This window comes from Methanoplanus sp. FWC-SCC4, from assembly GCF_032878975.1.
GTDB lineage: Archaea > Halobacteriota > Methanomicrobia > Methanomicrobiales > Methanomicrobiaceae > Methanochimaera > Methanochimaera problematica.
In genome coordinates, this window is record NZ_CP043875.1 from 48,526 (window position 1) to 72,296 (window position 23,771).

At 42.7% G+C, this 23,771-nt stretch carries 27 protein-coding genes; 13 read left to right on the forward strand and 14 right to left on the reverse strand.

Annotated elements, in window-relative coordinates; all coding sequences use genetic code 11:
- Positions 1-92 precede the first annotated feature (92 nt).
- From F1737_RS00265 to acs, 6 genes are all read right to left on the reverse strand, one after another.
- Positions 93-1,640 carry a WD40 repeat domain-containing protein gene (locus F1737_RS00265; protein WP_317136785.1) on the reverse strand — a complete coding sequence of 516 codons (1,548 nt, stop codon included), beginning with the start codon at positions 1,638-1,640 and terminating at the stop codon, positions 93-95.
- Between the two features lie 157 nt (positions 1,641-1,797).
- Positions 1,798-2,055 (reverse strand): type II toxin-antitoxin system RelE family toxin, encoded by a 258-nt coding sequence (locus F1737_RS00270; protein WP_456301634.1) that lies wholly within the window; start codon positions 2,053-2,055, stop codon positions 1,798-1,800.
- A gap of 15 nt (positions 2,056-2,070) precedes the next feature.
- Positions 2,071-2,307 (reverse strand): DUF7557 family protein, encoded by a 237-nt coding sequence (locus F1737_RS00275; protein ID WP_456301626.1) that lies wholly within the window; start codon positions 2,305-2,307, stop codon positions 2,071-2,073.
- Between the two features lie 468 nt (positions 2,308-2,775).
- Complete coding sequence (locus F1737_RS00280; protein ID WP_317136788.1) at positions 2,776-3,942, reverse strand: FAD-dependent oxidoreductase; 1,167 nt, start codon at positions 3,940-3,942, stop codon at positions 2,776-2,778.
- A gap of 135 nt (positions 3,943-4,077) precedes the next feature.
- Positions 4,078-4,578 (reverse strand): rubrerythrin family protein, encoded by a 501-nt coding sequence (locus tag F1737_RS00285; protein WP_317136789.1) that lies wholly within the window; start codon positions 4,576-4,578, stop codon positions 4,078-4,080.
- A gap of 76 nt (positions 4,579-4,654) precedes the next feature.
- Complete coding sequence (gene acs, locus F1737_RS00290; RefSeq protein ID WP_317136790.1) at positions 4,655-6,541, reverse strand: acetate--CoA ligase; 1,887 nt, start codon at positions 6,539-6,541, stop codon at positions 4,655-4,657.
- 198 nt (positions 6,542-6,739) lie between these two features.
- Here acs and radC point away from each other — a divergent pair, with 198 nt between their 5' ends.
- Positions 6,740-7,405, forward strand: a complete 666-nt coding sequence (radC, locus tag F1737_RS00295; protein ID WP_317136791.1) for a RadC family protein — start codon at positions 6,740-6,742, stop codon at positions 7,403-7,405.
- 51 nt (positions 7,406-7,456) lie between these two features.
- Here the strand turns inward: radC and F1737_RS00300 are convergent, their stop codons facing one another.
- Complete coding sequence (locus F1737_RS00300; protein WP_317136792.1) at positions 7,457-8,077, reverse strand: flavodoxin family protein; 621 nt, start codon at positions 8,075-8,077, stop codon at positions 7,457-7,459.
- A gap of 149 nt (positions 8,078-8,226) precedes the next feature.
- Here F1737_RS00300 and F1737_RS00305 point away from each other — a divergent pair, with 149 nt between their 5' ends.
- The 8 genes from F1737_RS00305 (at position 8,227) to F1737_RS00340 (ending at position 13,225) form a co-directional block, all read left to right on the forward strand.
- Positions 8,227-8,448 carry a zinc ribbon-containing protein gene (locus tag F1737_RS00305; RefSeq protein WP_317136793.1) on the forward strand — a complete coding sequence of 74 codons (222 nt, stop codon included), beginning with the start codon at positions 8,227-8,229 and terminating at the stop codon, positions 8,446-8,448.
- Between the two features lie 25 nt (positions 8,449-8,473).
- On the forward strand, positions 8,474-8,602 hold the full coding sequence (locus F1737_RS00310; protein ID WP_317136794.1) for a desulfoferrodoxin FeS4 iron-binding domain-containing protein: 129 nt from the start codon (positions 8,474-8,476) through the stop codon (positions 8,600-8,602).
- A gap of 2 nt (positions 8,603-8,604) precedes the next feature.
- On the forward strand, positions 8,605-8,943 hold the full coding sequence (locus F1737_RS00315; RefSeq protein WP_317136795.1) for a carboxymuconolactone decarboxylase family protein: 339 nt from the start codon (positions 8,605-8,607) through the stop codon (positions 8,941-8,943).
- 24 nt (positions 8,944-8,967) lie between these two features.
- Positions 8,968-9,627, forward strand: a complete 660-nt coding sequence (locus F1737_RS00320; RefSeq protein ID WP_317136796.1) for a peroxiredoxin — start codon at positions 8,968-8,970, stop codon at positions 9,625-9,627.
- A gap of 114 nt (positions 9,628-9,741) precedes the next feature.
- Positions 9,742-10,353, forward strand: a complete 612-nt coding sequence (locus F1737_RS00325; RefSeq protein ID WP_317136797.1) for a flavodoxin family protein — start codon at positions 9,742-9,744, stop codon at positions 10,351-10,353.
- A 6-nt stretch (positions 10,354-10,359) separates the two neighbouring features.
- Positions 10,360-10,953, forward strand: coding sequence for a flavodoxin family protein (locus F1737_RS00330; protein WP_317136798.1), 594 nt, complete (start codon positions 10,360-10,362; stop codon positions 10,951-10,953).
- Between the two features lie 111 nt (positions 10,954-11,064).
- Entirely contained in the window at positions 11,065-12,198 is a 1,134-nt protein-coding gene (locus tag F1737_RS00335) for a hypothetical protein (RefSeq protein WP_317136799.1), read from the forward strand.
- A gap of 139 nt (positions 12,199-12,337) precedes the next feature.
- Entirely contained in the window at positions 12,338-13,225 is an 888-nt protein-coding gene (locus tag F1737_RS00340; RefSeq protein ID WP_317136800.1) for a hypothetical protein, read from the forward strand.
- 91 nt (positions 13,226-13,316) lie between these two features.
- Here the strand turns inward: F1737_RS00340 and F1737_RS00345 are convergent, their stop codons facing one another.
- Positions 13,317-13,997, reverse strand: coding sequence for a zinc metalloprotease (locus F1737_RS00345; RefSeq protein WP_317136801.1), 681 nt, complete (start codon positions 13,995-13,997; stop codon positions 13,317-13,319).
- A gap of 109 nt (positions 13,998-14,106) precedes the next feature.
- Between F1737_RS00345 and F1737_RS00350 the strand changes: the two genes are divergently transcribed.
- On the forward strand, positions 14,107-14,376 hold the full coding sequence (locus F1737_RS00350) for a chorismate mutase (RefSeq protein ID WP_317136802.1): 270 nt from the start codon (positions 14,107-14,109) through the stop codon (positions 14,374-14,376).
- 16 nt (positions 14,377-14,392) lie between these two features.
- Here the strand turns inward: F1737_RS00350 and F1737_RS00355 are convergent, their stop codons facing one another.
- The 6 genes from F1737_RS00355 to F1737_RS00380 are packed head-to-tail and all read right to left on the reverse strand — an operon-like array spanning position 14,393 to position 19,293.
- Positions 14,393-14,767, reverse strand: coding sequence for a PAS domain-containing protein (locus F1737_RS00355; RefSeq protein WP_317136803.1), 375 nt, complete (start codon positions 14,765-14,767; stop codon positions 14,393-14,395).
- Positions 14,768-14,808: 41 nt separating this feature from the next.
- The gene (argB, locus tag F1737_RS00360) at positions 14,809-15,684 is read right to left on the reverse strand and encodes an acetylglutamate kinase (protein WP_317136804.1); all 876 of its coding nucleotides are present in this window, start codon (positions 15,682-15,684) and stop codon (positions 14,809-14,811) included.
- Positions 15,681-16,853, reverse strand: coding sequence for a bifunctional ornithine acetyltransferase/N-acetylglutamate synthase (gene argJ / locus F1737_RS00365; RefSeq protein WP_317136805.1), 1,173 nt, complete (start codon positions 16,851-16,853; stop codon positions 15,681-15,683). The genes argB and argJ overlap by 4 nt, the downstream gene beginning before the upstream one ends.
- 4 nt (positions 16,854-16,857) lie before the next feature.
- A complete protein-coding gene (locus F1737_RS00370; protein WP_317136806.1) occupies positions 16,858-17,349 on the reverse strand; it encodes a CBS domain-containing protein in 492 nt (163 codons plus the stop codon).
- Between the two features lie 24 nt (positions 17,350-17,373).
- Positions 17,374-18,360, reverse strand: coding sequence for an N-acetyl-gamma-glutamyl-phosphate reductase (gene argC, locus F1737_RS00375; protein ID WP_317136807.1), 987 nt, complete (start codon positions 18,358-18,360; stop codon positions 17,374-17,376).
- 27 nt (positions 18,361-18,387) lie between these two features.
- The gene (locus tag F1737_RS00380; RefSeq protein ID WP_317136808.1) at positions 18,388-19,293 is read right to left on the reverse strand and encodes an ADP-ribosylglycohydrolase family protein; all 906 of its coding nucleotides are present in this window, start codon (positions 19,291-19,293) and stop codon (positions 18,388-18,390) included.
- A gap of 129 nt (positions 19,294-19,422) precedes the next feature.
- On the opposite strand from F1737_RS00380, the gene F1737_RS00385 reads away from it, so the two are divergent.
- The 3 genes from F1737_RS00385 (at position 19,423) to F1737_RS00395 (ending at position 23,766) form a co-directional block, all read left to right on the forward strand.
- Positions 19,423-20,466, forward strand: a complete 1,044-nt coding sequence (locus F1737_RS00385; RefSeq protein WP_317136809.1) for a response regulator — start codon at positions 19,423-19,425, stop codon at positions 20,464-20,466.
- Between the two features lie 4 nt (positions 20,467-20,470).
- The gene (locus F1737_RS00390; RefSeq protein ID WP_317136810.1) at positions 20,471-21,022 is read left to right on the forward strand and encodes a DUF7504 family protein; all 552 of its coding nucleotides are present in this window, start codon (positions 20,471-20,473) and stop codon (positions 21,020-21,022) included.
- A 317-nt stretch (positions 21,023-21,339) separates the two neighbouring features.
- Entirely contained in the window at positions 21,340-23,766 is a 2,427-nt protein-coding gene (locus F1737_RS00395; RefSeq protein ID WP_317136811.1) for a PAS domain S-box protein, read from the forward strand.
- Positions 23,767-23,771 lie beyond the last annotated feature (5 nt).

The window sequence follows — 23,771 nt, forward strand, 5'->3', positions numbered from 1 at the left end:
TTAGGAAACCGTCAAATGTCGCAAAAGCATAGTGATGTATTGTAATAGACAGTCTTTTGTCAGAATATATTATGAGAGGATGTTTGAAAACATCATTTCTCATCAATTTCCAACGCTGTTTTTTGTTCTTTACTGATTAATACAACCTTCTGACCTGAATTTATACCAGGGTCCTTATTACAGTATGCGGCAACAATATTTTCTCCGGCCCAAAATCCTGTTGTGTTTATAGCAGCCGACCATCTGTTGAATCCTGATTTGTTGGTTACAACTTTTGTCATCACTTCTGTTGAAGTTTTTTCAGGCCTGATTTTCATTCCAGAAACAAAGGCATTCCGATAAAAAAGTACCCTGATATCTTCCCCTTCTGCAAGTGTCGTATTTCCTGAAACAATTAACATATCCCCTGCGTAATACTCCTGATTTAATGGATCAATCTCTATTTTAAGAATTTTCGGGAAATCCTGCATTTCATTTTTTATAAACCCTGGACGGGTGCCCCGTTCAGAATCCGGATTCCTAAAAAAGAACAGTTTCTTATTGTTTATCGCCACGATATCACTGCCGTCATATGAAATATCCACACCTGATATTGAATCTTCACAGGAGAAATTGCCTGTCTCATATCCTGTCTTATTTAATAGGATAAATGACTGCCCTGTGGCAATAACGGAATAAGAGCCGTTTTTTGAGAGTGACATTATCTGGGGGGATAATGTATGAACCAGAGGCTGCCGGGAACTCGTATTATATTGCCACTTCGGGTTTCCGTACCGATCATAACAGGAAACCGCTCCTGTTGTTCTAACAACAATATTGTCTCCACTATGCGACAACTCACAGATTACCACATCTGTATCCGGCATTGTCCTGTTCCAAAGTATTTCCCCTTTATTGTCAAGATAATACAGTGTTCTAAATGAATCCCCTGAGATGCAGATGTAATTTCCGTCACCGGATATTTTCATCTCATTTACGTTTGAGAATTCGTGTTCCCATAATACCGAACCGCTTATATTCAGGCAGACAACTGGTCCCTGTTCTGTTGCAGCGATGGTATAAACCCCGTCCTCCGATATGTCAAGTGATGTGACCGGAGATTTGACAGGATGATTCCATAAAAATGATCCGTTTATATCGAAGCACGAGATATTGTCGTGTGATCCAAACACGCTGCGTGAGCCGTTTGATGAAATTGCCGAATGAAAAATAAAAGTCCGTGCCGAATAATTCCATAATGCTTCTCCCGCCTTATTCATAAGGCCGATTTTCTTTGGAGGATTGGATGCCGGAGCAGAACCTGAATCTGAAAATGCAATATAGTTTCCGTTTGATGAAAGTCTTAAACTATTGGTGTAAGAAGTGTCGTATAAAGCCGTTTTGTTCCATAAAACTGCTCCCGTTTCATTTATGAAATATATGCTGCCGTCATATGTTCCTGTAACAATGTTTTTGCCGTCCTCCGAAATTGCCAGATAATTAAGAAAATGGCTGTCGGTGTCCTGAAAACTTGTAATATTTTGATCAGTTCCCGTAAGAGATGATATCCATAACGGGGATAGTGCATGGGCAGGAATAATGATGAATGATGTCATTATCATAAGCAGACCCAAAGCCCGCATGTCATATTTCAATTTCATTTTTCCACCTTTTTTCGTTTTTAAAGACCGGCAGGCAAAACACATGCTGTGATAATGATTTTAATTACAATGCTGGTAATTTAAGTTGGCGAATGGAAGGGATGAAACCGGGATTTATACATAAATATAGATGAGCCGGTCGGGAATATGCCGGAAACTAATAATCTCTGTAAATCTTATTCCTGTGACCTGCCTCGATCACGTGAATAATCATAATGTTGTCCTCAATATTTAGAATAACTCTGTAAATTCCAACGCGGAGTGAGTAAAACGGGGGATTTTTATTGCCTTTCAGTTTTTTTACGTGGATTTTTGGATTTTTTTCAGATGAGAGGGCTTTTAGTTTTTGATATATTTCCACTGCGGTATCCTTTGGAAGCTGTGCAATACTCTTTTTTGCACGGTTAGTAACCAGAACTGTTAAACCATATTATTTAAGATCCAGTTCTTCTGCTACCTCTTCGAGAGTAAAAACCCTGCCTGCCTTAATATCGGCCAGTGATTCCTCTGTTGCCTTTATTGTCGCCTCACTTAACGGTTCATCATCAACTGCCATTTCGACAAGCCGCTTTATTACGTCTTCATAGGATTCCTTTTGATGCACTTTCAGATTTGAAAGAATATCTCTCATGTCAGTGCTAATCCTTATTGACGTTACGCCGGACATATGTGCATATATGCATGCATATGGAGATATAACTATTAGTGCTCTAATTCAGAGGGGCCGGGAACAAAGGAAGCCTTCCGGGATTTGATTTTTAGCAACTGCTCGGGATGGCAAAAATATGTTCGTATATACCAACAATGAATTTATAGCAAAAAATCCTCTTTGTTAAATGCTTAAATAACCCGTTCCCGTCATTTATCTTTACGGTTATACAAATGAAGTGAACCAATTTAACTCATTTATATGTCTCCGGGGTGATGTTATCTCTAAGGGAGGCAAAAACCCTCCAAAAGATCCGGCATCCCCAAAAAATTTCCGGATTTTGGCAAAACATGTCTCCCCCGCATCATTTGAAAAACCATCCCACCTATTCAAAATAAATTTTTTTTAAAATCCCCTGGTTAAGACACATAGTGAATCTTTGCGGTTTAATTATTCAGAGTTTGAGAAAAAAGAAAAATATCAGATTTATTGTTTATCCATCCTATTATCTGAAATATATCCATATGCTGACAAAGCCGCCTTTGCACCCTCTCCGGCCGCAATAATCACCTGCTTTCCCTCAACATCGGTAACATCCCCTGCCGCAAAAACTCCCGGATGGCTTGTTCTTCCGTTTTTGTCTGTTATTATCTCCCCCTTATCGTTAAGTTTGACAAAACCGTCCGTAAATGATGTATTCGCATCGTGCCCGATTGCAAGGAAAAGTCCGTTTGTTTCAAGAACAGTCTCTTCTCCTGTATCCCTGTCGGATATCACTATCGATTCGAGCAGATTCTCACCGACAACCCCCGTGACAACGGAGTTTTTGTAGGTCTTAATATTTTCAATATCTTCATACTGCTTTTTGTAGATCTCATCAGCCCGTATTTTGCTTCTTACAATCAGATAAACCTCCTTTGCAATCGAACTCATCTCAATTGCGGTTGTCAGTGCATAGTTTCCCCCGCCGACTATTGCGATTTTTTTGTCCTTAAAAAGCGGTCCGTCACATGTCGAACATATGCTTATTCCCCGTCCTATGAATCTGTCCTCGCCCTCAACTCCAAGCATCCTTGGTTTGACTCCTGTCGTGATAATCAGGGAATCCCCCGAGAACTCCTGATCAGATTGGGTATAGGCGGTAAACAAACCGTTCTCCTCTTTTAGGGATTTAACGCTGTCAAGCTCGATTCTTATATCCTCCGATCTGATCTGCTCTTCAAACTTCTGCATCAGATCACCGCCTGTTGTGATCCGAAAACCCATGTAATTTTCAATAGCCCACGACTCAAGCGCCTGTCCGCCGATATTTTCTGTTATAATCATCCCTGTGAGCATCTTTCTGGAAGCATACATTGCAGCCGTAAGGCCGGCCGGCCCTCCGCCGATTATAAGCACATCATATTTATCCGGTTCAGGCCTGCTTCCGAAAATCTCCTTCAGCCTTTTTGTATCAAATCCGACAATAATCTCATCATCAACAACAGTCACCGGGACTGAATACTGTCCTGAGATCTTTACCATCTCCTTTGCGGCATCGATGTCCTCCCCAACATCAATGGGTATGTAATCTATACCCTGCCTTTCGAGATAGGCTTTTAAAAGGCGGCAGTACTGACAGGCCCTTGTAGAGTAAACTTTTACTTCAGGCATACTCTCTGCTATGAATTTCAATTATATTAAAATATGACTGCTAAAAAAATGAAAATATATCTTTAAAAATTAAAGTGTCCGTAACTCAAAAACGGACAGACTACCACAGGATCTAAAAAAGATAAAATCGGGAAATTATTCAATTTCCCTGAACATTCTTGCCGGAACACCGCATATCGGACAGGATGCAGGTGCCTCATCAAGCTCAATGTTACCACAGACAGGGCAGAGGAAAACCTTTTTGATCTCCATATCCTTACCCTTTGAAACAGAATCAAGTGCAATCGAGTAACGGCCTGCATGAACCTCTTCCGCTCTCATTGCGTGTGTGAAAACTGTCTCTGCCTCAGACTCGCTCTCTTCCTGTGCCTTTTTGATGAACGAAGGATACATCTTGGTGTATTCGTCGGTTTCCCCTGCAACTGAACCTTTTAAATTCTCCTCAGTTGTCCCGACCTTCTGCATTGCAAAAAGCAGTCTCTTTGCGTGAATTGCCTCTGCCTCCGATGCTGCCTTAAAGAGTTTGGCAACATTCGGGTACCCTTCAGCCGCTGCCTTTTCAGAAAATACAAAGTACTTGCGGTTGGCCTGAGATTCGCCTGCAAAAGCTTCTGCTGCATTATCCATTGTCGTCATAATAACCACTTTTAAACAATATTCAATAATGAAGCTTCTCATATAAATGATTGATCAGGATTGGGGGAAAAATCCCTCAATCCTCCATAGTTGACAGATCGCCAGGGTCGACTCCCATATCCTGTGCCTTTAACACCCTTCTCATGATCTTGCCGCTGCGTGTCTTTGGAAGAGTCTCCATGAAATTGATTTCAGCAGGCATTGATATGGGCCCGAGTGTCATTCTGACGTGATACTTGAGTTCGTTTGCAAGCTTTTCACTGCCTGAATAGCCGTTTCGAAGTATCAAGAATGCCTTTATTAAATTCCCCTTCAGTGGATCGGGCACTCCTATAACAGCCGCCTCTGCAACTGCCTCATGTGCAACAAGTGCTGACTCAACCTCTGCTGTGCCTATGTTGTGTCCGGCAACGATGATGACATCATCAGCCCTTCCGATGATCATTATATAGCCGTCCTTATCTTTGACAGCCATATCCCCGACAGTATAATAACCGTTGATTTCCGACCAGTATTTCTCGTATATCTCTCTGCTGCCCCAGATACCCCTCATCATCGAAGGCCAGGGTGTTTTGATTACAAGACGCCCTGCCGTTTCAGGCGGAACAGGATTTCCCGTTTTGTCAACAACATCAGCGACAACTCCGGGTAGCGGTTTTCCGACAAATCCGGGTTTCATAGGCTCGCCGACAAGTGTGGTTATCATATGCATACCTGTTTCAGTCTGCCACCATGTATCCACAATCGGGAGTTTTTCCTTTCCAATAACCCTGTAAAACCACTCAAACGCTTCCGGATTCAAAGGTTCCCCGACCGATCCGAGTACCCTCAGGCTCTCAAGGTTATACTTGTCAGGCCACTCGCTTCCGAATTTCATAAACATCCTGATTGCTGTCGGAGCGGTGTAAAGGATTGTGACACCAAACTCCTCAACAATCTCCCACCAGACGCCCGGGTCAGGATAGTCAGGGGTGGTTTCGGTGAACAGGATTGTGGCGCCGGCCTGAAGCGGACCGTAGACAACATAACTGTGGCCTGTGATCCACCCGGGATCTGCCGTACACCAGTGAACATCCGACTCTTTTATGTCAAACACATACTTTGTCGAGTAGTATGAACCTAGCATATAGCCTGCACATGTGTGCAGGATTCCTTTCGGAGCGCCGGTTGTTCCGCTTGTGTACAGGATAAAGAGCGGATCCTCCGCATCCATTATTTCAGGATCGCAGTGTGGTTTTTCATCTTTTATCAGCTCGTAGTAGTCAAGCTCCATCTCGGTATACAGCTCGATGTCGGGTTTTGTTCTCCTGTAAACAATAACTCTTTCAACTGACGGTGCGTTTACAATTGCCTCGTCTACAATTGACTTGAGATCAATTCTTTTGCCTCTCCTGATGCTCACGTCTGCTGTTATGACAAGCTTTGATTCGGAATTGACTATTCTCTGATGAAGTGACTCGGCACCAAACCCTGCATAAACAATTGTGTGCACAGCACCGATTCTTGCGCATGCAAGGATGGATATGATGTGTTCGGGTACAAAAGGCATGTAAAAGCAGATGCGGTCACCTTTTTTGATGCCCAGCTTTTTAAGGCCGTTTGCAAACCTCATTACCTCTCTGTACAGCTGACGGTATGTGAAAATACGCTCACTTCCGTCATCCCCCCGCCATATGAGAGCTACCTTGTTTTTTCTGCTGTTGTTTACATGCCTGTCAAGACAGTTGCATGTGATGTTCAGTTTTGCGCCTGAAAACCACTTAGCGTCCGGGTAATTCCACTCAAGGACATTATCCCATTTTTTCTCCCAGTCAAGCTCTTTTGCTATTCCTTCCCAGAATTTTTCCGGGTTTTCAACAGATTCCCTGTATATCTTTTCATAATCCCCCATCCACCTGAAATCCTTGTAGGATTTGTCCGGGGTGTATACCGGGACTTTTGTGATTTTTTTCTCTTCTGACATTTCTGATACCCCCCTTGCTGTCGGGGTTTTGTCATTATTAATCATTATAAATTAAATAGTTGTCGGTCGAAGCATAATTCGGCAATTAACGAATGAGCTGTCGATATCTTAAAATTTCCGCCGATTAAAATAACCAAATCTATAAACAATCAAAGAAAAAATGATTTTTATTATAATTTACTGATGGCCGGTTTACACATGAAAAAGATTACAGAGATCAGGGCTGAAGACCGCCCGCGTGAGAAAATAGGGAGGCTCGGGGTAAAAAATCTGAAGAACCAGGAACTTATTGCGGCAATTATCGGCAGAGGTATTCCGGGCAGGGATGTAAACAGGATTGCATCGGATATTGAAAAAATGCTGGATGACAAAAAAGGATACATTTGTTATGATGATCTGCTCTGTGTAGGGGGTGTCGGTGAGGCAAAAGCTGCGCAGATAGTTGCATCTTTTGAACTTGTCAGAAGATATTTTCCTGAAACGGAGGAGTGCATTAAAATCTCACGCCCTGAAGACGTTCTTCCGCTTGTAAATGATCTTAAATATAAAAAGCAGGAGCATTTTGTCTGCATCTCAGTTAATGGTGCCGGTGAAATGATCGAGAAGAGAACGATTACTGTGGGCATCCTGAATCACAGCCCCGTTCATCCAAGAGAGGTATTTTCCGATGCCATAACAGACCGTGCCGCATCCGTAATTTTTGTTCACAATCATCCTTCAGGCAATCCCGAACCCTCAATGCAGGATATTGAAATTACAAAGAGGCTGAATGAGGCCGGTGAAATACTCGGAATAACAGTTTCTGATCATGTTATTGTGGCAAAAAAGGGTTATGTGAGTCTTAAGGGACGGGGATTTTTTTAAATCATAATAATTCCGGAGATTTACCCCATTTTAAAAATATTTTACAATATCTCACTCATTTTGTCCTGAAGCTTCCATATCCTTTTTAATCAGGCTGCACATCTCGTAACTCTTTTTGTATGCGGCATCCATAATTTCGGGCTTCGTTGTGATATCCGATATTTTGTCCATGTTGTTTTGGAAAACCCCGTCCCAGTACGGGCAGTCTGTAATCTGACAAAATGCCTTTGTGGAGAGTATGACGCCGTCAAAGTCATTTTCAATATCCATTCCCCCGATGGAGATGAGAAGTGTCTTCCGCCATTTTTTCTGTTCTTTGGTAATGAAGGACGCATGCCTGACATATTTCGCCATGAAATAGACCTGAAACCTGTCCATGAATGACTTAAGGGCTCCGGGGATTCCCATAGTCATCACGGGGGTTGCGATTATAAGCCCGTCAATCGATTTAAATCTCTCAATGAATGGGGTAAAATCGTCTTTAATCATGCAGGTCTCATTTTTTTCACAGAAGAAATATTCCATGCAGGGCGAGAACTTCAGTTGTGTTACATCGACCTTTACAACCCTGCATCCCGCATCCTCAGCTCCTTTAATCGCTTGTTCAAGGAGCTTTCCCGTGTTGCCATCCGGAACCGGGCTTCCCATTAGTGCAATTATCTCAGGATTCATGATGTTTATCTATTCATGCTTTTACATAATTTAAATTTAATCCCTCTTTTAAATCAGATTCTTTGAAAAAAAGAAATTCTCAGGTTTTTTTGTTTTCGACAAAAGAAATATATAGATCTGGTCATAATGAAAGGCTAAGGTGAGAAATAATGTCAGAAGCACCACAGAGGGTAAAAGCAGGAGACACGGTCGGGCCGGGAACATACATCTGTGTTGACTGCGGCCTTGAGTACAAAGTCACGGAAACACAGCAGAGCGATTTAAGAAAGTGCCCTGCATGTGCATGTGAGATGTATGACTGTTTCCCGATCACTCATATAAGAGATGATGTAAAGACGCCGGAAGATGCAAAGCATCCTCCAAAGAGATGATAAAATTATCAGGGGGGTAAAGAGTATGGTAAATGTAACTGAGGAAGGCGAGCTTTTCGTCTGTGAAGTTTGCGGAAATGTTGTTGAAGTAAAAGAGGTAGGGGGAGGAGAGCTCTACTGCTGTGGAGAGGCAATGTACCTTCAGGAGAAATGATTATGGGGGGAATGGAAGATCTTGAGAAAAATATCGGTAAGGTTCCGCTGATATTCCGTGAACTTGCTGATATGGATCCGGAAATGCATGATAAGATTCTTGCAATTGACAACATGATCTGGGGTGACGGGGCACTCACCCGTCAGCACAAGAAAATCATTGCAATCGCAATCGCAGCCTCTCTTCGTGACGGGGATGCTGTCTCCGCCCAGATGGCGGGTGCAAAGAATCTTGGAATCAAAAAGGAAGAGATTGAAGAGGGTCTAAAGGTTGCCTTCCTGCTTTCAGGAATGCCTGCATATGTGCAGGGAAGAGCAAAACTTGAGAAACTCTATCAGTAATTTTTTTTGGGGGGGCTGAAGTTTATGTGTATTGATATTGAGCATGAATGTGAATGCTTTTCCATGCCGGTTTTGGGCGAGCCTGCACCTGAATTTGAAGCCGTAACCACTCAGGGGACGATTAAGCTTTCAGATTATCGCGGGAAATGGGTTGTCCTCTTTTCTCATCCTGCCGATTTCACGCCTGTCTGTACAACAGAGTTTATGGCGTTTGCAGGAATTTATGACGAACTTACTAAAATGAATGTGCAGCTTATAGGGCTTTCAATCGACAGTGTTCATTCGCACCTTGCGTGGGTTAGGAATATCCGCGAAAAAACGGGGGTAGATATTCCGTTTCCTGTCATAGCCGATCTGGACATGAATGTTGCATCGCTTTACGGTATGATACATACCGGGCAGAGCAGCACAGCAGCGGTAAGGGCAGTATTTTTTATTGATCCGGAGGGAAAAGTCAGGGCGATGATCTATTACCCGCTCTCAAACGGGAGGTACATGCCGGAGATAATCAGGATTTTAAAGGCGTTTCAGACAAGTGATGAGCACGGTGTTGCAACGCCTGCCAACTGGCAGCCTGGTGACAAAGTGGTTGTACCGCCGCCAAAGACACAGAAGGAAGCTGAGGAAAGGCTTTTTAAAGGATATGACTGCAAGGACTTTTATCTCTGCTTTAAAGAGATCTAGAAAAGTTTTGTTATCAGATCCATTTTTTTAAATTTTCAGAAATTTCGGCCAGGCGTAATTTTTAAAATGCTAAGTAAATTCTTTTATGCGTTGGTTGACAAATAAGCGAATGATATGACAATATCGGTTGTGGGATTTGCAACAAGTCCCCGGAGGCATGGCAATTCCGAGGATCTTCTCGACTATGTTTTAGGTTTCATGGCAAAAGAAGAGGATGTTATAACTGAAAAAATCGCCCTCTCGGAATACGATGTAAAACCGTGCCGGGGTTGCAACTCCTGTGAAAAAAACGGTATATGCGTTATTAAGGATGACGTTGCGGGACTTCTTCAAAAGATAATCGATGCCGATGTTGTAATTCTTTCATCCCCGATATACTGCATGGGGCTTTGTTCGCAGGCAAAAGCCCTTGTTGACAGGACACAGGTGTTTCGATCAAGAAAATATGTCCTGAAAATTCCCGTTGCACCCCCTGAAAGAATCGGAAAGAGGGTTGGTCTTTTCCTCTCAACAGCAGGTCAGGACTGGGACTTTGTCTTTGACGGGTCCATACCTGCGGTAAAATGCTTCTTCCATGTATCTGACATAAAAGACAGGGATATTGAATATCTTATGATAAACAATGTTGATGAAAAGGGTGCAATTCGTGCCCACAAAACCGCAAAGTCCGATGCCGAAGAGATGGCAAAAAAACTAATCCGAAAGGTCCGAAAATTACAGGAATGAACAAAAATGATTAAAGTAACGGGAATATCCGGCAGTCCGAAGAAGTACGGCAACACAGAAAAACTCCTTGACAGTTTTTTGGAAGGTGCAGAGTCGGCAGGTGCCGCGACAGAAAAAATCCTTTTGAAAAAAATGAAATACAGGAGCTGTCAGGGCTGCAATGCCTGTCATAAAACGGGTTATTGTGTAATCACGGATGATCTGACGGAAATTTTTGAAAAGATTATGAATGAGACGGACATTCTCGTTTTGGCATCACCTATATATTCTATGTCAATTACGGCTGAAATGAAGGCTTTTATTGACAGAGGACAGTACCTCTGGGCAAGAAAGTTCATCAAAAAAGATCTTGTCTTTGATGAAGAGCACCTCAAAACTCACAAGGGGGTATTTGTCTCAACAGCAGGTCAGGACATAAAAAATGTGTTTGATGCCGCCCATCCTGTTGTAAGAGCATTTTTCAACGATGCCGGTTTTGAATATTATAAGGATATAAACGTACACGGGATGGACAAATACAAAGGAATTGATGGTCATCCATCAGCCCTGACTTATGCATACGGTGAAGGGAAAAAAATTGTTTCAGAACTTTCAAAATGATATATTAAAACCCGCATGAATATTTTTATCTCATATTTTCAGATTTTTTTTGGAAAAGCTGATATGCTATAAACCTGACATTTCCCAGTATATCTTTGAAAATACCGGCAGGTGATAAATACGGAGAACTACCAGCAGAGAAGAGAAGATCTAATAAACAGACTTAAAGAGTCATTATCTTCTGCAAAAGAAGAGACAGATAAAATACCGCAGATGTCCTTAAAACTGAAATACACAGGAATTATAATAATTCTGGCTTTATTTGTTAATATATTTCTTTTCTTCGGAGACAACTCTGAATACATGCAATACTGGGTAATCAGTGCTTTCATATTTCTGATGGTAAATCCGTTTATCATGATGATCCCGACCGAGAGGAAGGGCGCTCTTCTCTCTAAGAAATCAGATAAAATTGTTGTGAAAAATCTGCTTCTGGAGCTTAAGGTTGATCTTACTGGTGGTATCCGGGCCGTAAACTCAGAGAAGAAGGTTCTCTCCGAGATGGCGTGGAATCTCTTTTTCATCAATTGTCATCCGCTTGCACCCGGCTTTTTCATGCTGTTTTTCATGAATATTTTCTTTGTTGTTCTTGGGTACTTCATGGGCTCGTTTGAGTATAATTCAGCTTTAATTATCGGGATACAGTCGTTTGCGATAATAGTGTTTTACTCCGGCATCATGATGGTAAAGCCGTACTCCAGTGGTTTTTTCTCAGGGATTCTTGGGATACGCATGAAAGTCCGGGAGAAGTACAGCTCAGGACTTGTCTCTGTACTGAAGTATGTGCTGATAATTGCGGTTTTGGCGGCCTTAACCGGGACTCTCCTTGTATTTGCGCTTATTCTTCCGGGTATGACGCTTGGCAGATTCATGACAATTGAGGATGTTGTAAAATTCAGGTTCTTATTGTTTGCAGTGATCTTTGTATCCCAGGTAATATTTGTCAGGTATTTACAGGGAAGATACAGCAGGGAACTGGTCAACGGCTTTTTGTCTTACAAAACAGAAATCCTTGGGGAAGGTCTGTTAAAAGAGGCGGAAAATCTGCCCGAATCTTATGACGGTCCGGTGGATGAGGAAAATGAGTCCTATGAAAAAAGGCTTGATGAACTTGAGAAGGCATCCGTTAAGGTTATGCTCTTAAAAACCGACTATCACCACTTCTTTGGTTATTTCCCTGTATTTTTGATAGTTCCAAATACCGATTTCATTCTTGAAATGGCCAAAAAATACGGCCGGATATAATCCCCGGCCCTCAAATTTTTTTACCATTGCGTCTGGCTGTGTGCTGGTTATATATACCCGGGATGAAAAGAGTTGGGTAAATTATTTCGGGTATTTGGCCCGGGGATAATATTCTAAAATTGAGGGGGGGTGGATTTGAATGGATCCAAAAGAAAAAGAAGGAAAAATTATTTTTTTTATATCAGCGATTTTAATCGCTGTTTTCGGAGTGGCAGCTCCGGTGACTGCGGTAACGGATACGGTGACGGTTGCAGGGGAGATTCTGGAAATATCAGCTGATGATGCTCTTGCAACCGTCAGGGTGACGAATGTATGGAACGGAGAGTCATGGGTCGGTGTTTCGGTAAGGTTCATATCAAGGGAGATGGTGACAGGCCATTACCCGAAATCCTTTTACGGCGGAGAAATATCAGAAGGTGACTTTGTTCATGCAACCTTTACAGGTGATGCGGGAGAGATCGTAGAATGGGTCACGTTTTCAAAAGTCCTTGCACATGGCACCGGGAAGTACATTTCTGATTCATATGGCGATCCGTCATATCTGATATCACGTTTCTCCGGGAATTTCAAAATGAGCTATGAGACATATCCCGACTGCAGCGACTGCAACGCTCAGGTGTGCAGTGCGGTCTCTTCAAACGTAAAAGTGTCTCAGGGGTGGGAAGAGAAGAATTACAATCAGATTTATTCCATGATGCCTGGTGAGAGGCGTGTATTTACAAGCCCGGAAGGCTCGGAACAGGAACTCATGGTAACCTTTGTAAGCGGGCAGGCCGGCCGTGAAAACTGTGCCGGATATGGGGAAACAACAGGTTCACAGCCATTCTCGGACTTTAAAATAAGTGTTATTCAGAAAGGGACCGGTTCTGACATTACTTTTACGCCTACTCCTTCGCCGGAAAAGACAGTCCCTATTAAGACGGAGATTCCTGCAACTCCCACTCAGGAAAGTCCCGGTTTTATCTGGGTGACGACTCTTGCAGCATTATTCTGCATTGCCGCAGTGCTTAAAAAACGTGGGTTATAAGCAAGAATCTGCCCGGGAAAAAGTATAGAGTAAAAAAAACTCGAAAACCCCGGGATGATTATCATCCCTTGGGTTTATTCTTTTATTTATCTCAGAGGATGATACTCAGTATCTCTGAGAGGATTCCACCGTAATCGTAGGATATTAGGAGTATCACAAAGGATGATACAATAAGGGCTGCAAAAACAGCCGGATTCCATGAAAGCACTTTTTTACCGTCCAGCACACTTACAGGAAGCATGTTGAAGAATGCTATCATTGAGTTTACGGAAAGTCCGAATGTACCGGTAAGGAAGAGGTAGAATCCCAGTCCCCCTGAAGAAATACCTCCAAGAGCCGCACCTGCAACGATGAGCAGGAAAAACGGTACGCAGAGTATAAGGTTTACAACAGGCCCCGCTGCTGATATTTTTCCGTCCTCCTCCTTTGTCATCATTCTGCCCTGCTGGCCGTATATGACGGTTGCACCCGGTGCCGCAAACACAACACCGACAAGGGCTGCAAGTGCGACTGCAACAAGAAGCATCTGGTTATCTTTGTGAAATTCAGCCCAGTATCCGAATTTCATAGCACTGAATTTATGAGCAAGTTCATGGAGAAGAAATCCTATGCCGACGGTTACCAGGGATATTGCAAAAAATATGGCGAATGTGACTGGTGTTACACTTCCCCTTGTGAAAACAAGTGTAAATGCGACTGCGATTGCGATCCACCCGATAATGAGATCGTTTCTCTCCCTCGCAGGTATTTTTGATATCACTTTTTCGTACATCTATGTTATATAGATATATTCTATGCTATCTTATGCTTGTTGGACGAACCCTCATTCTTTTCCGTGCATGAAATATTTTCTATAAGTTGCGGTTACAATAAGTTATTCAATGGATCTAAAAGAGGCAAGGGAAGAACTGGCCGCAATAGATAGGGAAATAGTAACGCTCATCAAAAAAAGGAGTGATTTTGCCTCTGTTATCAGGGATGCAAAAAAAGAGTCGGGAACTCCCGTGCGTGATGAAAAACAGCGTATGGGGGTTCTTTTAAGGGCGATGGGATTTGCAGAGGATAGCGGTCTTGATCCTGAAAGAATATGCGAAATTTTTGAAATTCTGATTGAGATGAACGAGGATATGCAGCGAAAACTCTCAAAATAAACCAATCCTGATATTTTTATGCCGGCAGTGCACAAATCAGGAAATTATCGTCGTCAATTTTTGCACCTGAGAGTCTTACACTAAATATCCTACCTGTTTTAGTCTCTATGGTGTATGGTGCCTCAAAAACCGTGCCGGCGGTTCTGAGGGAGACCATAAATTCGTCCCTTTCTCTGCATTTAGTCCAAATCTCTGCGAAAAGTTTCCCTGTAATCTCATCTTTTCCAAGTCCGAACAGATCTGCAAAAGCTTCGTTTACAATCTTTATCAGAAAGCCGGGGTGTGTTATTACGCACATTCCGACAGGGGATTTTAAAAAAACTTCCATGTAGATGTTTTTATCTTTTTTATCCTGTTTGTCACGGAAAAAATCAGGCAGAAATCCTGTCATAAAAGCACCATGAAATTTTGTTTTTTTGAAAATTTGGGAATTTATGATTTCTTTTTGATCATTGTGCCTATGCCGTCATGGGTGAAAAGCTCAATTAGAAGATTGTGATCCTTGTTCCCGTTTATTATGTGGCAGTGGCGGACACCGTTGTCAAGGCATTTAAGGCATGCAGAGAGTTTTGGAATCATACCGCCGACGATTGTTCCGTCCTTAATAAGATTCATTGCCTCGCTGTAATTTAAGCGGTGATAAATTCTTGTTCTCTGTGCATTCATAACGCCGTCAATATCTGACATGTTGATGAATTTGTAAGCATTGAGTGCAATTGCAATGTCACCTGCCGCAGTATCGGCGTTCACATTAAGGCTCAGCCCTTTTCTGTCGATTGCAATCGGAGTAATAACGGGTATATATCCGCTTTCAAGGAGCCTTTCGAGGATTTCCGGGTTTACCTCTTCTATCTCTCCGACATGGCCCAGATCAACCTCTTCCTCTATCTCGTTGACCATGATCTTCTGCATGGCCATCTTTTTTGCAATGAGAAGATTTCCGTCATTTCCGGAAAGACCTACACCGGCTGCCCCGAACTTTGCAATAAGGGAGACGATACCGTCATTTATTTTTCCGACAAGAACCATCTGGGCGATCTCAAGCGTTTCGTTGTCTGTGATGCGGAGACCCCCGACAAATTTCGGCTCCTTGCCCATTGCCTTCATTTTGTTTGTAATCTCAGGCCCTCCGCCGTGAACTATTACAATCTTCATTCCGACATAATGCAGAAGAACAACATCCTGGATTACTGTGTCAAGGACATCCGGATCGACCATTGCATGCCCGCCGAGCTTCACAACAACTGTTTTGCCGTGAAACTTCTGGATATAGGGCATTGCCTCCATTAAGACATCTACTCGGTTCATGTAGTGTACTTCCCGTTGATTTCAACATATTTTTCAGTAAAATCGCAGCCAAATGCGGTTGCTTTTTCACTTCCGCTCTCAAGGGAGAGCTTAAAAATCACTGTTTTGCCCTTCATCAGACTCTTTGCCGCTGCAAGATTTTCAGGATTCACCTTAATGTCAGCAAGGTTTTCTCCCTTTCTTGCCAGAACAACCGTCTCCTCTCCGTTGCTGATTGAAATTGTCATCTCCAGAGGATCGAATGAAACACCCGCACGTCCTGCGGCAGCGATGATCCTTCCCCAGTTTGGATCTTCGCCGTAGACTGCTGTTTTTACAAGTGGAGATCCGACAACCGTTTTTGCAATAATTTCTGCGTCTTCTTCCGTCTTCGTCCCTGTGACCTCAACTTCTATGAATTTGGTTGCACCCTCGCCGTCTTTTGCAATCATCTTTGCAAGGTTTATGCAGACCTCTTCGAGAGCCTCATAAAATTCATCCGGATCAGCTTTGCCCTTCTTTCCTGTTGCTGTTATAAAAACGCAGTCGTTTGTCGATGTGTCACCGTCGACCACCACACGGTTAAAACTTCTCCGAACGGCTTTTTGGAGGAGAGTCTTGAGTTCGTCTGCCGGAATCTCTGCATCAGTGTAGAGGAATCCGAGCATTGTTCCCATATTCGGGGCTATCATACCGCTGCCCTTTGCTATTCCGGCAACTGAAAAACCGGGCTTTTGGACGAGTGCATGCTTCTCGGCAAGGTCTGTTGTCATTATTGCCTTTGCCGCCTGAATCTCGGCATCTTCATCTGATGTGATATTGCCGGAAATTCTCCTGCACTGATCCTCAATAATTCCGGTATCAAGGAATCTTCCGATAACACCTGTGCTTGCAACACCAACTCTTTCAGGGGTTGTTTTGAAGGCTTCGGCAGCAATTTCTGCCATCCGTTCTGTGTCTTTTAGACCCTGTTCGCCTGTATAGACGTTTGCATTCCCTGAGTTTACGATAATTCCGTCGAGAACACCGTTTTCCATCCTCTCTTTCATAAGGATGACAGGTGCTGCCGCGAAAATGTTCTTTGTAAACACCGCAGCTGCCGTGCCGGATGCCTTAATAAGTGCAAGGCCGTATTTCCCCTCCTTTATTCCTGCGGCCTCCACTCCCAAAACTGCACAAATACTCTTCAAATTATTACTCCTGTTCTTCGGGTTTTTCCTCAGTCATGGTGATGCCGCGTACAATATCCTGTCTGGTGACGATTCCGACAAGTCTGTCGTTTCTAATCACGGGAAGACGGGCTATCCCCTCTGCAAGCATGAGTTTTGCCCCGTCCTCAATATCGGCATCGTCCTCGATAGAAACGATATCCGAGCTCATTATATCGGAAATCGGGCTGTCTCCGATGTCTGATAATGCCTTTTTTGTCTTTTCCCAGTTTATGAACTCCCGCACAGGGACTTCTATTACCTCAAGAGGAGAAGGAAGCCAGAGGTCTTCACTTAATTCCCCTACCTCGAGGAGTGAAAGGATATCTGTTTCGGTCACAATTCCTACGACCCTCTCCCCTTCCATCACAGGTATTCCGCCTATTCTGTATTTTCTTAAAATCCCTGCAGCCTCACGCACTTTTGCATTAAGTGTGATTGTCACGGGGTTTGGTGTCATTACATCTTTAATCAGCATAATAAAATTCAGTCCTTTGTTTTTTCAGGGGAATACAGGTCCGAACCTGAGTCCGTCCGTCTCTTCAAATCCGCACATAATATTCATGTTCTGTATTGCCTGTCCGCTTGCGCCCTTTACAAGATTGTCAATTGCAGAGACTGCAACTATCCGTGTTCCCTCGCTCTCCACTCCGATATCGCAGAAATTGCTGCCGCGCACCCCTCCGAGTGACGGGTTTTGCAGGCGCACGAAGAATTCGTTTTTGTATCTGTCCTGATAAAGCTTTTCGACCTCTTCTTGTGTAAGCGGTTCATTTAGCAGTATGTGTGCGGTTGTAAGAATCCCGCGGTTTACAGGGAGCAGATGGGGTGTGAAGTGGCATTTTGCTGACGAACCCAGAAATTTTGCTTCCTGTCTCATCTCGGCAAGATGTCTGTGGCTGGTCCACTTATATGCAGTCAGGTTGTCGGCCACATTTGTGTACTGGTTTGTTTTTGACGGGTTTACTCCCGCACCCGATACCCCTGTTTTGGAGTCATAAATGATTGTGTGTGCGAGTTTTGCAAGCGGCGCTGCCGCAAGGGTCGCCCCTGTCGGGAAGCATCCCGGATTTGCAACAAAGTCCGCACCTTTTATGACTTCCCTGTGCAGTTCCGGGAGACCGTAGGGCGCCTCGAAATAACAGGTGTGTTCCACACCGTACGTGCTCTCGTAAATGTCCTTTGAAAGTCTGTAATCCGCACTGAGATCGACAGTTTTAATCCCCCTCTCTTTGAGCTGACCTGCATATTTCATCGCAGCAGTGTGTGGCACTGCAAGAAATGCAAAATCTGCATCGAGATTTTCGATATCAGGGTTTGTAAATTTAATATCGGTTAAATCCTTGAGATTTCTGTGGACAGAAGAAACCGGTTTTCCCTCTTCACTTCTGGAAGTTGCGCAGGTAACTTCCGCTTTGGAGTGTAAAAGAAGGAGGCGGATGAGATCCCCGCCTGTGAAACCGGACGCTCCGATGATTGCAATATCCATGATGAATAATATTGGATACTGACCGGATTAATTCTTTGCGCCGAAGCGATAGTACAGTCTGTTTGCCAGAGATTCTATCTTTTCCCTGTTTTCAATACCTAAAATAAGATCATCGGGAATGCCTGTCTGCCCGTACTCTGCGCCAAGCCATGCGCCGCAGATGAAGGCTATTGTATCAGTGTTTCCCCCGAGCTGTGATGCGATATAAAGAAGGTCAGGATAATCTCCGTATTTTTGTATCAGGTAGTAAGCCATCGGGAGTGTCTGATAGATGCTTACATCGTTTCCTATGACTGCAAGTGCGGAATCAAGTGAGATATTGTCCTTTGCAAGTCTGATGGCCTCGCCTGTCTTAATTCCCAGTGTTTCATCTTCCAGAAACGCATTTTTTTGTGCATTTGAGAGAGGATCAAAGTCACTGTTTATTGTTGAGAAAATCAGGGATGCAAATGAAACGACGGCTGCATGTGCCCCCGGATGCGTATGTGTGACTGCCGTTGCCTTTACAAGCTCTTCTCTCATTAAGACCGGATCTTTGTAGACGAGGGCAAAAGGGAGACCCAGTGGTATACATCCTGCTGTTGTCGAGTTGCATCCGGAATTTTCCTTTCTGTCTTTTAGGAGATGCCTGCATGCCGTTAATATGGTTCCGTCAGCGAACCTGAATCCGTTTCGGATGTGAAGCTGTTTTAGTGATTCAGCATAAGTTGCGGGAGAAAAGTTTCCACTTGCAAACAGCTCTGATGCAAGCATTACTATCTGTGTATCATCCGTGTATCCGCCGGCAGGCAGTCCTGAATTCGGGTGCCACTTGGGAGGCCTTGTGTATCCGTCTTTGAGCTGTCTCAGGGACGGGGGGGTTGTCTCAAATGGCATCCCCAGTGCATCACCCACAGCCCCTCCGAGCATTGCACCCCTGTACTCGTTCTGCATTGATAAGTTATAGATGTGATAAAGGGATTAAATCTTCGCAATATATTATCAGCGAGATTTGCAAAATCAGGTCTTTTTATGCCATATGCTTATAAATGAATATACAATAAAGAAAATGTAAGCAAATTTTTGTTCTGTTTTCAGGACTTTTTGGGAGGTGCAAAAAAAGTGCTGCACATTTTGATGGTGGATGAAGAACCGGATATTCTTGAAATCGCGGAAATTTTCCTTAAAAAGTATGGTGAATATGATATTGACCGTGCTTATTCGGCAAAAGAGGGTTTGTACAAGCTTCAGGAAGGGGGATATGATGCAATCGTTTCTGATTATGAAATGCCGGAGATGGATGGTCTTACCTTCCTTGGAGAAGTAAGACGTTTAAATCCACTGATTCCTTTTATTATATTTTCTGGAAAAGGAAGAGAGGAGGTCGTAGGAGAGGCATTCCGGAGAGGGGCGGACGGATTTGTGCAGAAAGGAAAAGATCCGAGATCACAGTTTGCAGAGCTGAATCACCAGATAGTGATCGCTTCAGAGCGAAGCCGTGCCGAGAATGAACTTAAAATGAAGGAATATGCAATTGAAAGTTCTTTTAACGGCGTCTTCATGATGGATTCAGATTTAAGGCTCTTTTATGTGAATAAGGCCGCAATTGATTTCTACGGGTATAAATCAAAGGATGAGATGCTTAACAAAAGGATTTCTGCATATTTTGACATGGAAAATTTTGCAGAAATGAACCGGAATGCATGCACTCATCTGTTTGAAAAGGGCTGGTTTTTAGGCGAGGTTAAAGGAAGAAAGAAAGATAGCTCCCTATTTGACATTCAGCTCTCAGCAATCTCGGTAAAAAACGAGATAACAAGTGATGTTTACTACTTTGGATCATTTATTGATATAACAGATAAAAAAATTACTGAGAGAGTTTTGGTTGAATTCATCAGCGAAGCGGCAAAGAGACTCAAAGAGCCTGTCGGATACATTTCTTCCGGTCTGCATGAAGCAGTGGGCCTTATTGAGAAAGAAGGCTCTTCAGAGAAACTAAAGCTTATGCTGTCAGTGCAGATGAAGACGGCAGAACAGGTCCTTGAGAATCTTAATGATTTAAACAGGGTCATAGCGGGAGGGATAGACTCCCTTCCCGAAGAATATAAAGAGTATCTGATAAGGTGAATTTTTGAAAGACATAGAAGAGGTACTTGCCAGTTCTGAATCCGGACGTATTGTTCTTACCACTTCATCCGCCGAAAAGATCGGTGATGTAAACTGTGAACTTGTAAGAAAGATCTCCCTATGCGGATATCGTACAATAGTAATAACTGTAAATAATCCGGCCCCTCTTCTAAAAGATCTCTATAAATCTGAAGGTATTGATATCTCAAAAGTTTTCTTTGTGGATGCTATAACAAAATATGCACTTGGAAGTCTCCCGGGGGATATAGACAACTCAATTTTTGTAAGCAATCCGGGAAACCTTACCGATATAGGTATTGGCATAACTGAAATGCTTAAGGAAAATCCGGGAGAGAAGACCTGTGTCATCCTTGACTCAGTCAATACAATGCTCATTTATCTCCCAACACCCACTCTTACAAAGTTCATTCATTTTTTGTCAAGCAAATTAAGGCTTATGAGGAGTTTCGGGTTTTATATTGCAGTAAAAGAAGGCCTTGATCCTATGCTTTTAATGCAGCTTAAGACATTTTCAGACGAAACGGTTGAAATTTAGTTATACCTTTAATCAGTTCTTAAACAAAGGTTTCCGGAGCTTTACCGACCATTCTAAACCGGGTTTCTGTCCGGGACACCTATGAATATTTTATGTATGATTACCGTATTTTATGGCGTAAGAAAAGAATATATGAGAAATTATCAGGCATCCCGATATCGGTTGAAGCGTACTGACCAAAGCTATCGGGCCTTCTCATTTTCAGCCGAGTTTTATGCTTCATAATAGAGTTAATTTAACCAGTATTGTGATAAATAACGGTAAAATATTTTTTATTTGAAAAAATATATCCTGTTCAAACATCAAATATTATTCAAATGATCTCTGCACTATATGTTGATGACGAGGGGGCACTTTTGGAGATCGGAAAGCTGTTCCTTGAAAGGGGAGGTAATTTTTCTGTTGATACCGCTTCCTCTGCAAAGGACGGGATTGAGCTTCTTGGGAAAAATTCGTATGATGCGGTTATATCTGATTATCAGATGCCTGAAATGGACGGAATTTGCTTTTTAAAGAATGTAAGGGAAAATTTCGGAAACATCCCGTTTATTCTCTTCACGGGAAGGGGGCGTGAGGAGATTGTAATAGAGGCGCTTAACAACGGTGCCGATTTTTATATCCAGAAGGGGGGCAATCCAAAAGCACAGTTTGCAGAGCTAAAAAACTGCCTTTCAAAATCCGTAGGAAAAAAGAGAGCGGAAATGGAGGTTTTAAGAAAAGAGGCAGAGCTCTTTGAGGCAGACAAAAAGATATCTGTTGCAGAAAAAGTGATGCAGAGCAGTTATCAAAAATTAATTGAAAGTGAAAAGGAGATCCGTGAAACAAATCAGCTGATGACGGATCTTGTAAATTTTCTACCTGATGCGACATTTGCAATTGACAGGGAAGAAATCGTTATTGCCTGGAATCTTGCTATGGAATCATTTTCAGGGATACCCCCGGAAGAAATTCTCGGGAAAAAATTATCCGATATTTCACTTCCGTTTTATAGGGATCATCGTCCTCTGCTTGCACAATCCATGCTGAAATCAAAAAATCCTGATGAAGCAGGATATATTTCTGTCTCACGGGAAGGAAACACACTGTTCGCACAGTCAAATATCAGCCTTACAAATAAGCCCGATGCCTATGCAGCTGTTACAGCCTCACTGTTTTACAACACCAATGGAGAAGTGAAAGGCGCAATTGAGTCTATTCGTGATATTACCGAATACAAACTTGGGGAGAGGTCGATCCGTGAAGCAAACAGAAAGTTAAGAGAGGCTGAATCAGAGCTTAAACTTCAGATAGAAAATCTGTCGGCAGGAAAAAAAGCTCTTTTGGAGAGTGAAAAGAAGTACAGAGCCCTTTATGAAAATATGGCGGAAGGCAGTGCTCTGCATGAAATCATTTATGATGATTTTGGAAAACCCGTTGACTATCGTCTTTTGGATGTGAATCCTGCATATGAAAAAATACTTGGTATTTCGCGTGATTATGCATCAGGAAAATCTGCATGTGAGGTTTACGGGGTTTTAAAACCGCCTTTTTTTGATAAATACCTGAATGTGGCCTTAACCGGTGAACCCCTGAAAATGAATGTGTTTTACGAGGTGATGAACAGGTATTTTTCAATATCTGCATTTTCTACCGGAAAAAACAGGTTCGTAACAGTTTTTTCAGATATCACAGATGAGATGAGAACAAAAGAAGCACTTGTACAAAGTGAGGAAAGGTTACGAACACTGATAAATTCAACTCCCGATATCGTCTGTTTCAAGGATGAAAAAGGCAGGTTGATGATCGCAAACGATGCGTATGTCAGGTTTTTTTCTCTTGAAGGAATTGACTACAGGCTTAACACAAACTCCGAGCTTTCACTTTTTGCCCATCCTTTGCTTCAGGAGGCTTTGAAAAACTGTGAGATTTCCGACAATGAAGCCTGGAATTTGGGAAGACTCATAATAAATGAAGAGTCTTTTTTATTGCCGGAAGGGGACAAAAAGATTTTTGAAATGTTAAAGGTTCCCCTGTTTCACGCTGACGGCAGCAGAAAAGGCCTGGTTGTTTTGGGAAGGGATGTAACATACAGAAAAAATGCTGAAGACAAACTGATACATGCAAACCAGAAACTAAAACTTTTAGGGAGTATCACCCGTCACGATATTGTAAACAAAGTGACTGCGATCTTAAGTTATCTTTCATTGATATGTGAAATATCAGAAAATAATAGTACACAGGAATTTACAAAAAAAATAGAATCTCTTGTAGACGAGATTCATGCCGAGGTTTTGTTTGCGAGGGATTATTCCGTGATTGGCAGTGCGGATCCTGTCTGGCAGAATCTTGAAAATATAATGCCTTTCTCTTCTGTTCCAAAAACAGTGAGTTTTAATGCAGATGTTTCTGAGGTAGAGATCTATGCGGATATAATGCTGAAAAAAATATTTGCAAACCTTCTTTCAAATTCGGTTATGCACGGTGGGGGGGTAACGTCAGTTAATGTTTATCTGAAAAGCAACTTCAATAATCTGACAATTATCTGGGAGGATAACGGCTGCGGGATTCCGGACAATATGAAAGAAAAAATCTTTGAACGAAAGGTAGGCAAAAACAATGGTTTTGGGCTGTTCCTGGTGCGTGAGATTCTTTTGCTGACCGGTATTGGTATCTGTGAAACCGGAACTGAAAATGAGGGTGCAAGATTTGTTATTTTAGTACCGCAGGAATGCTGGAGAAAAATTGAAGGTAGCGATTCTGTTTAAAAGCA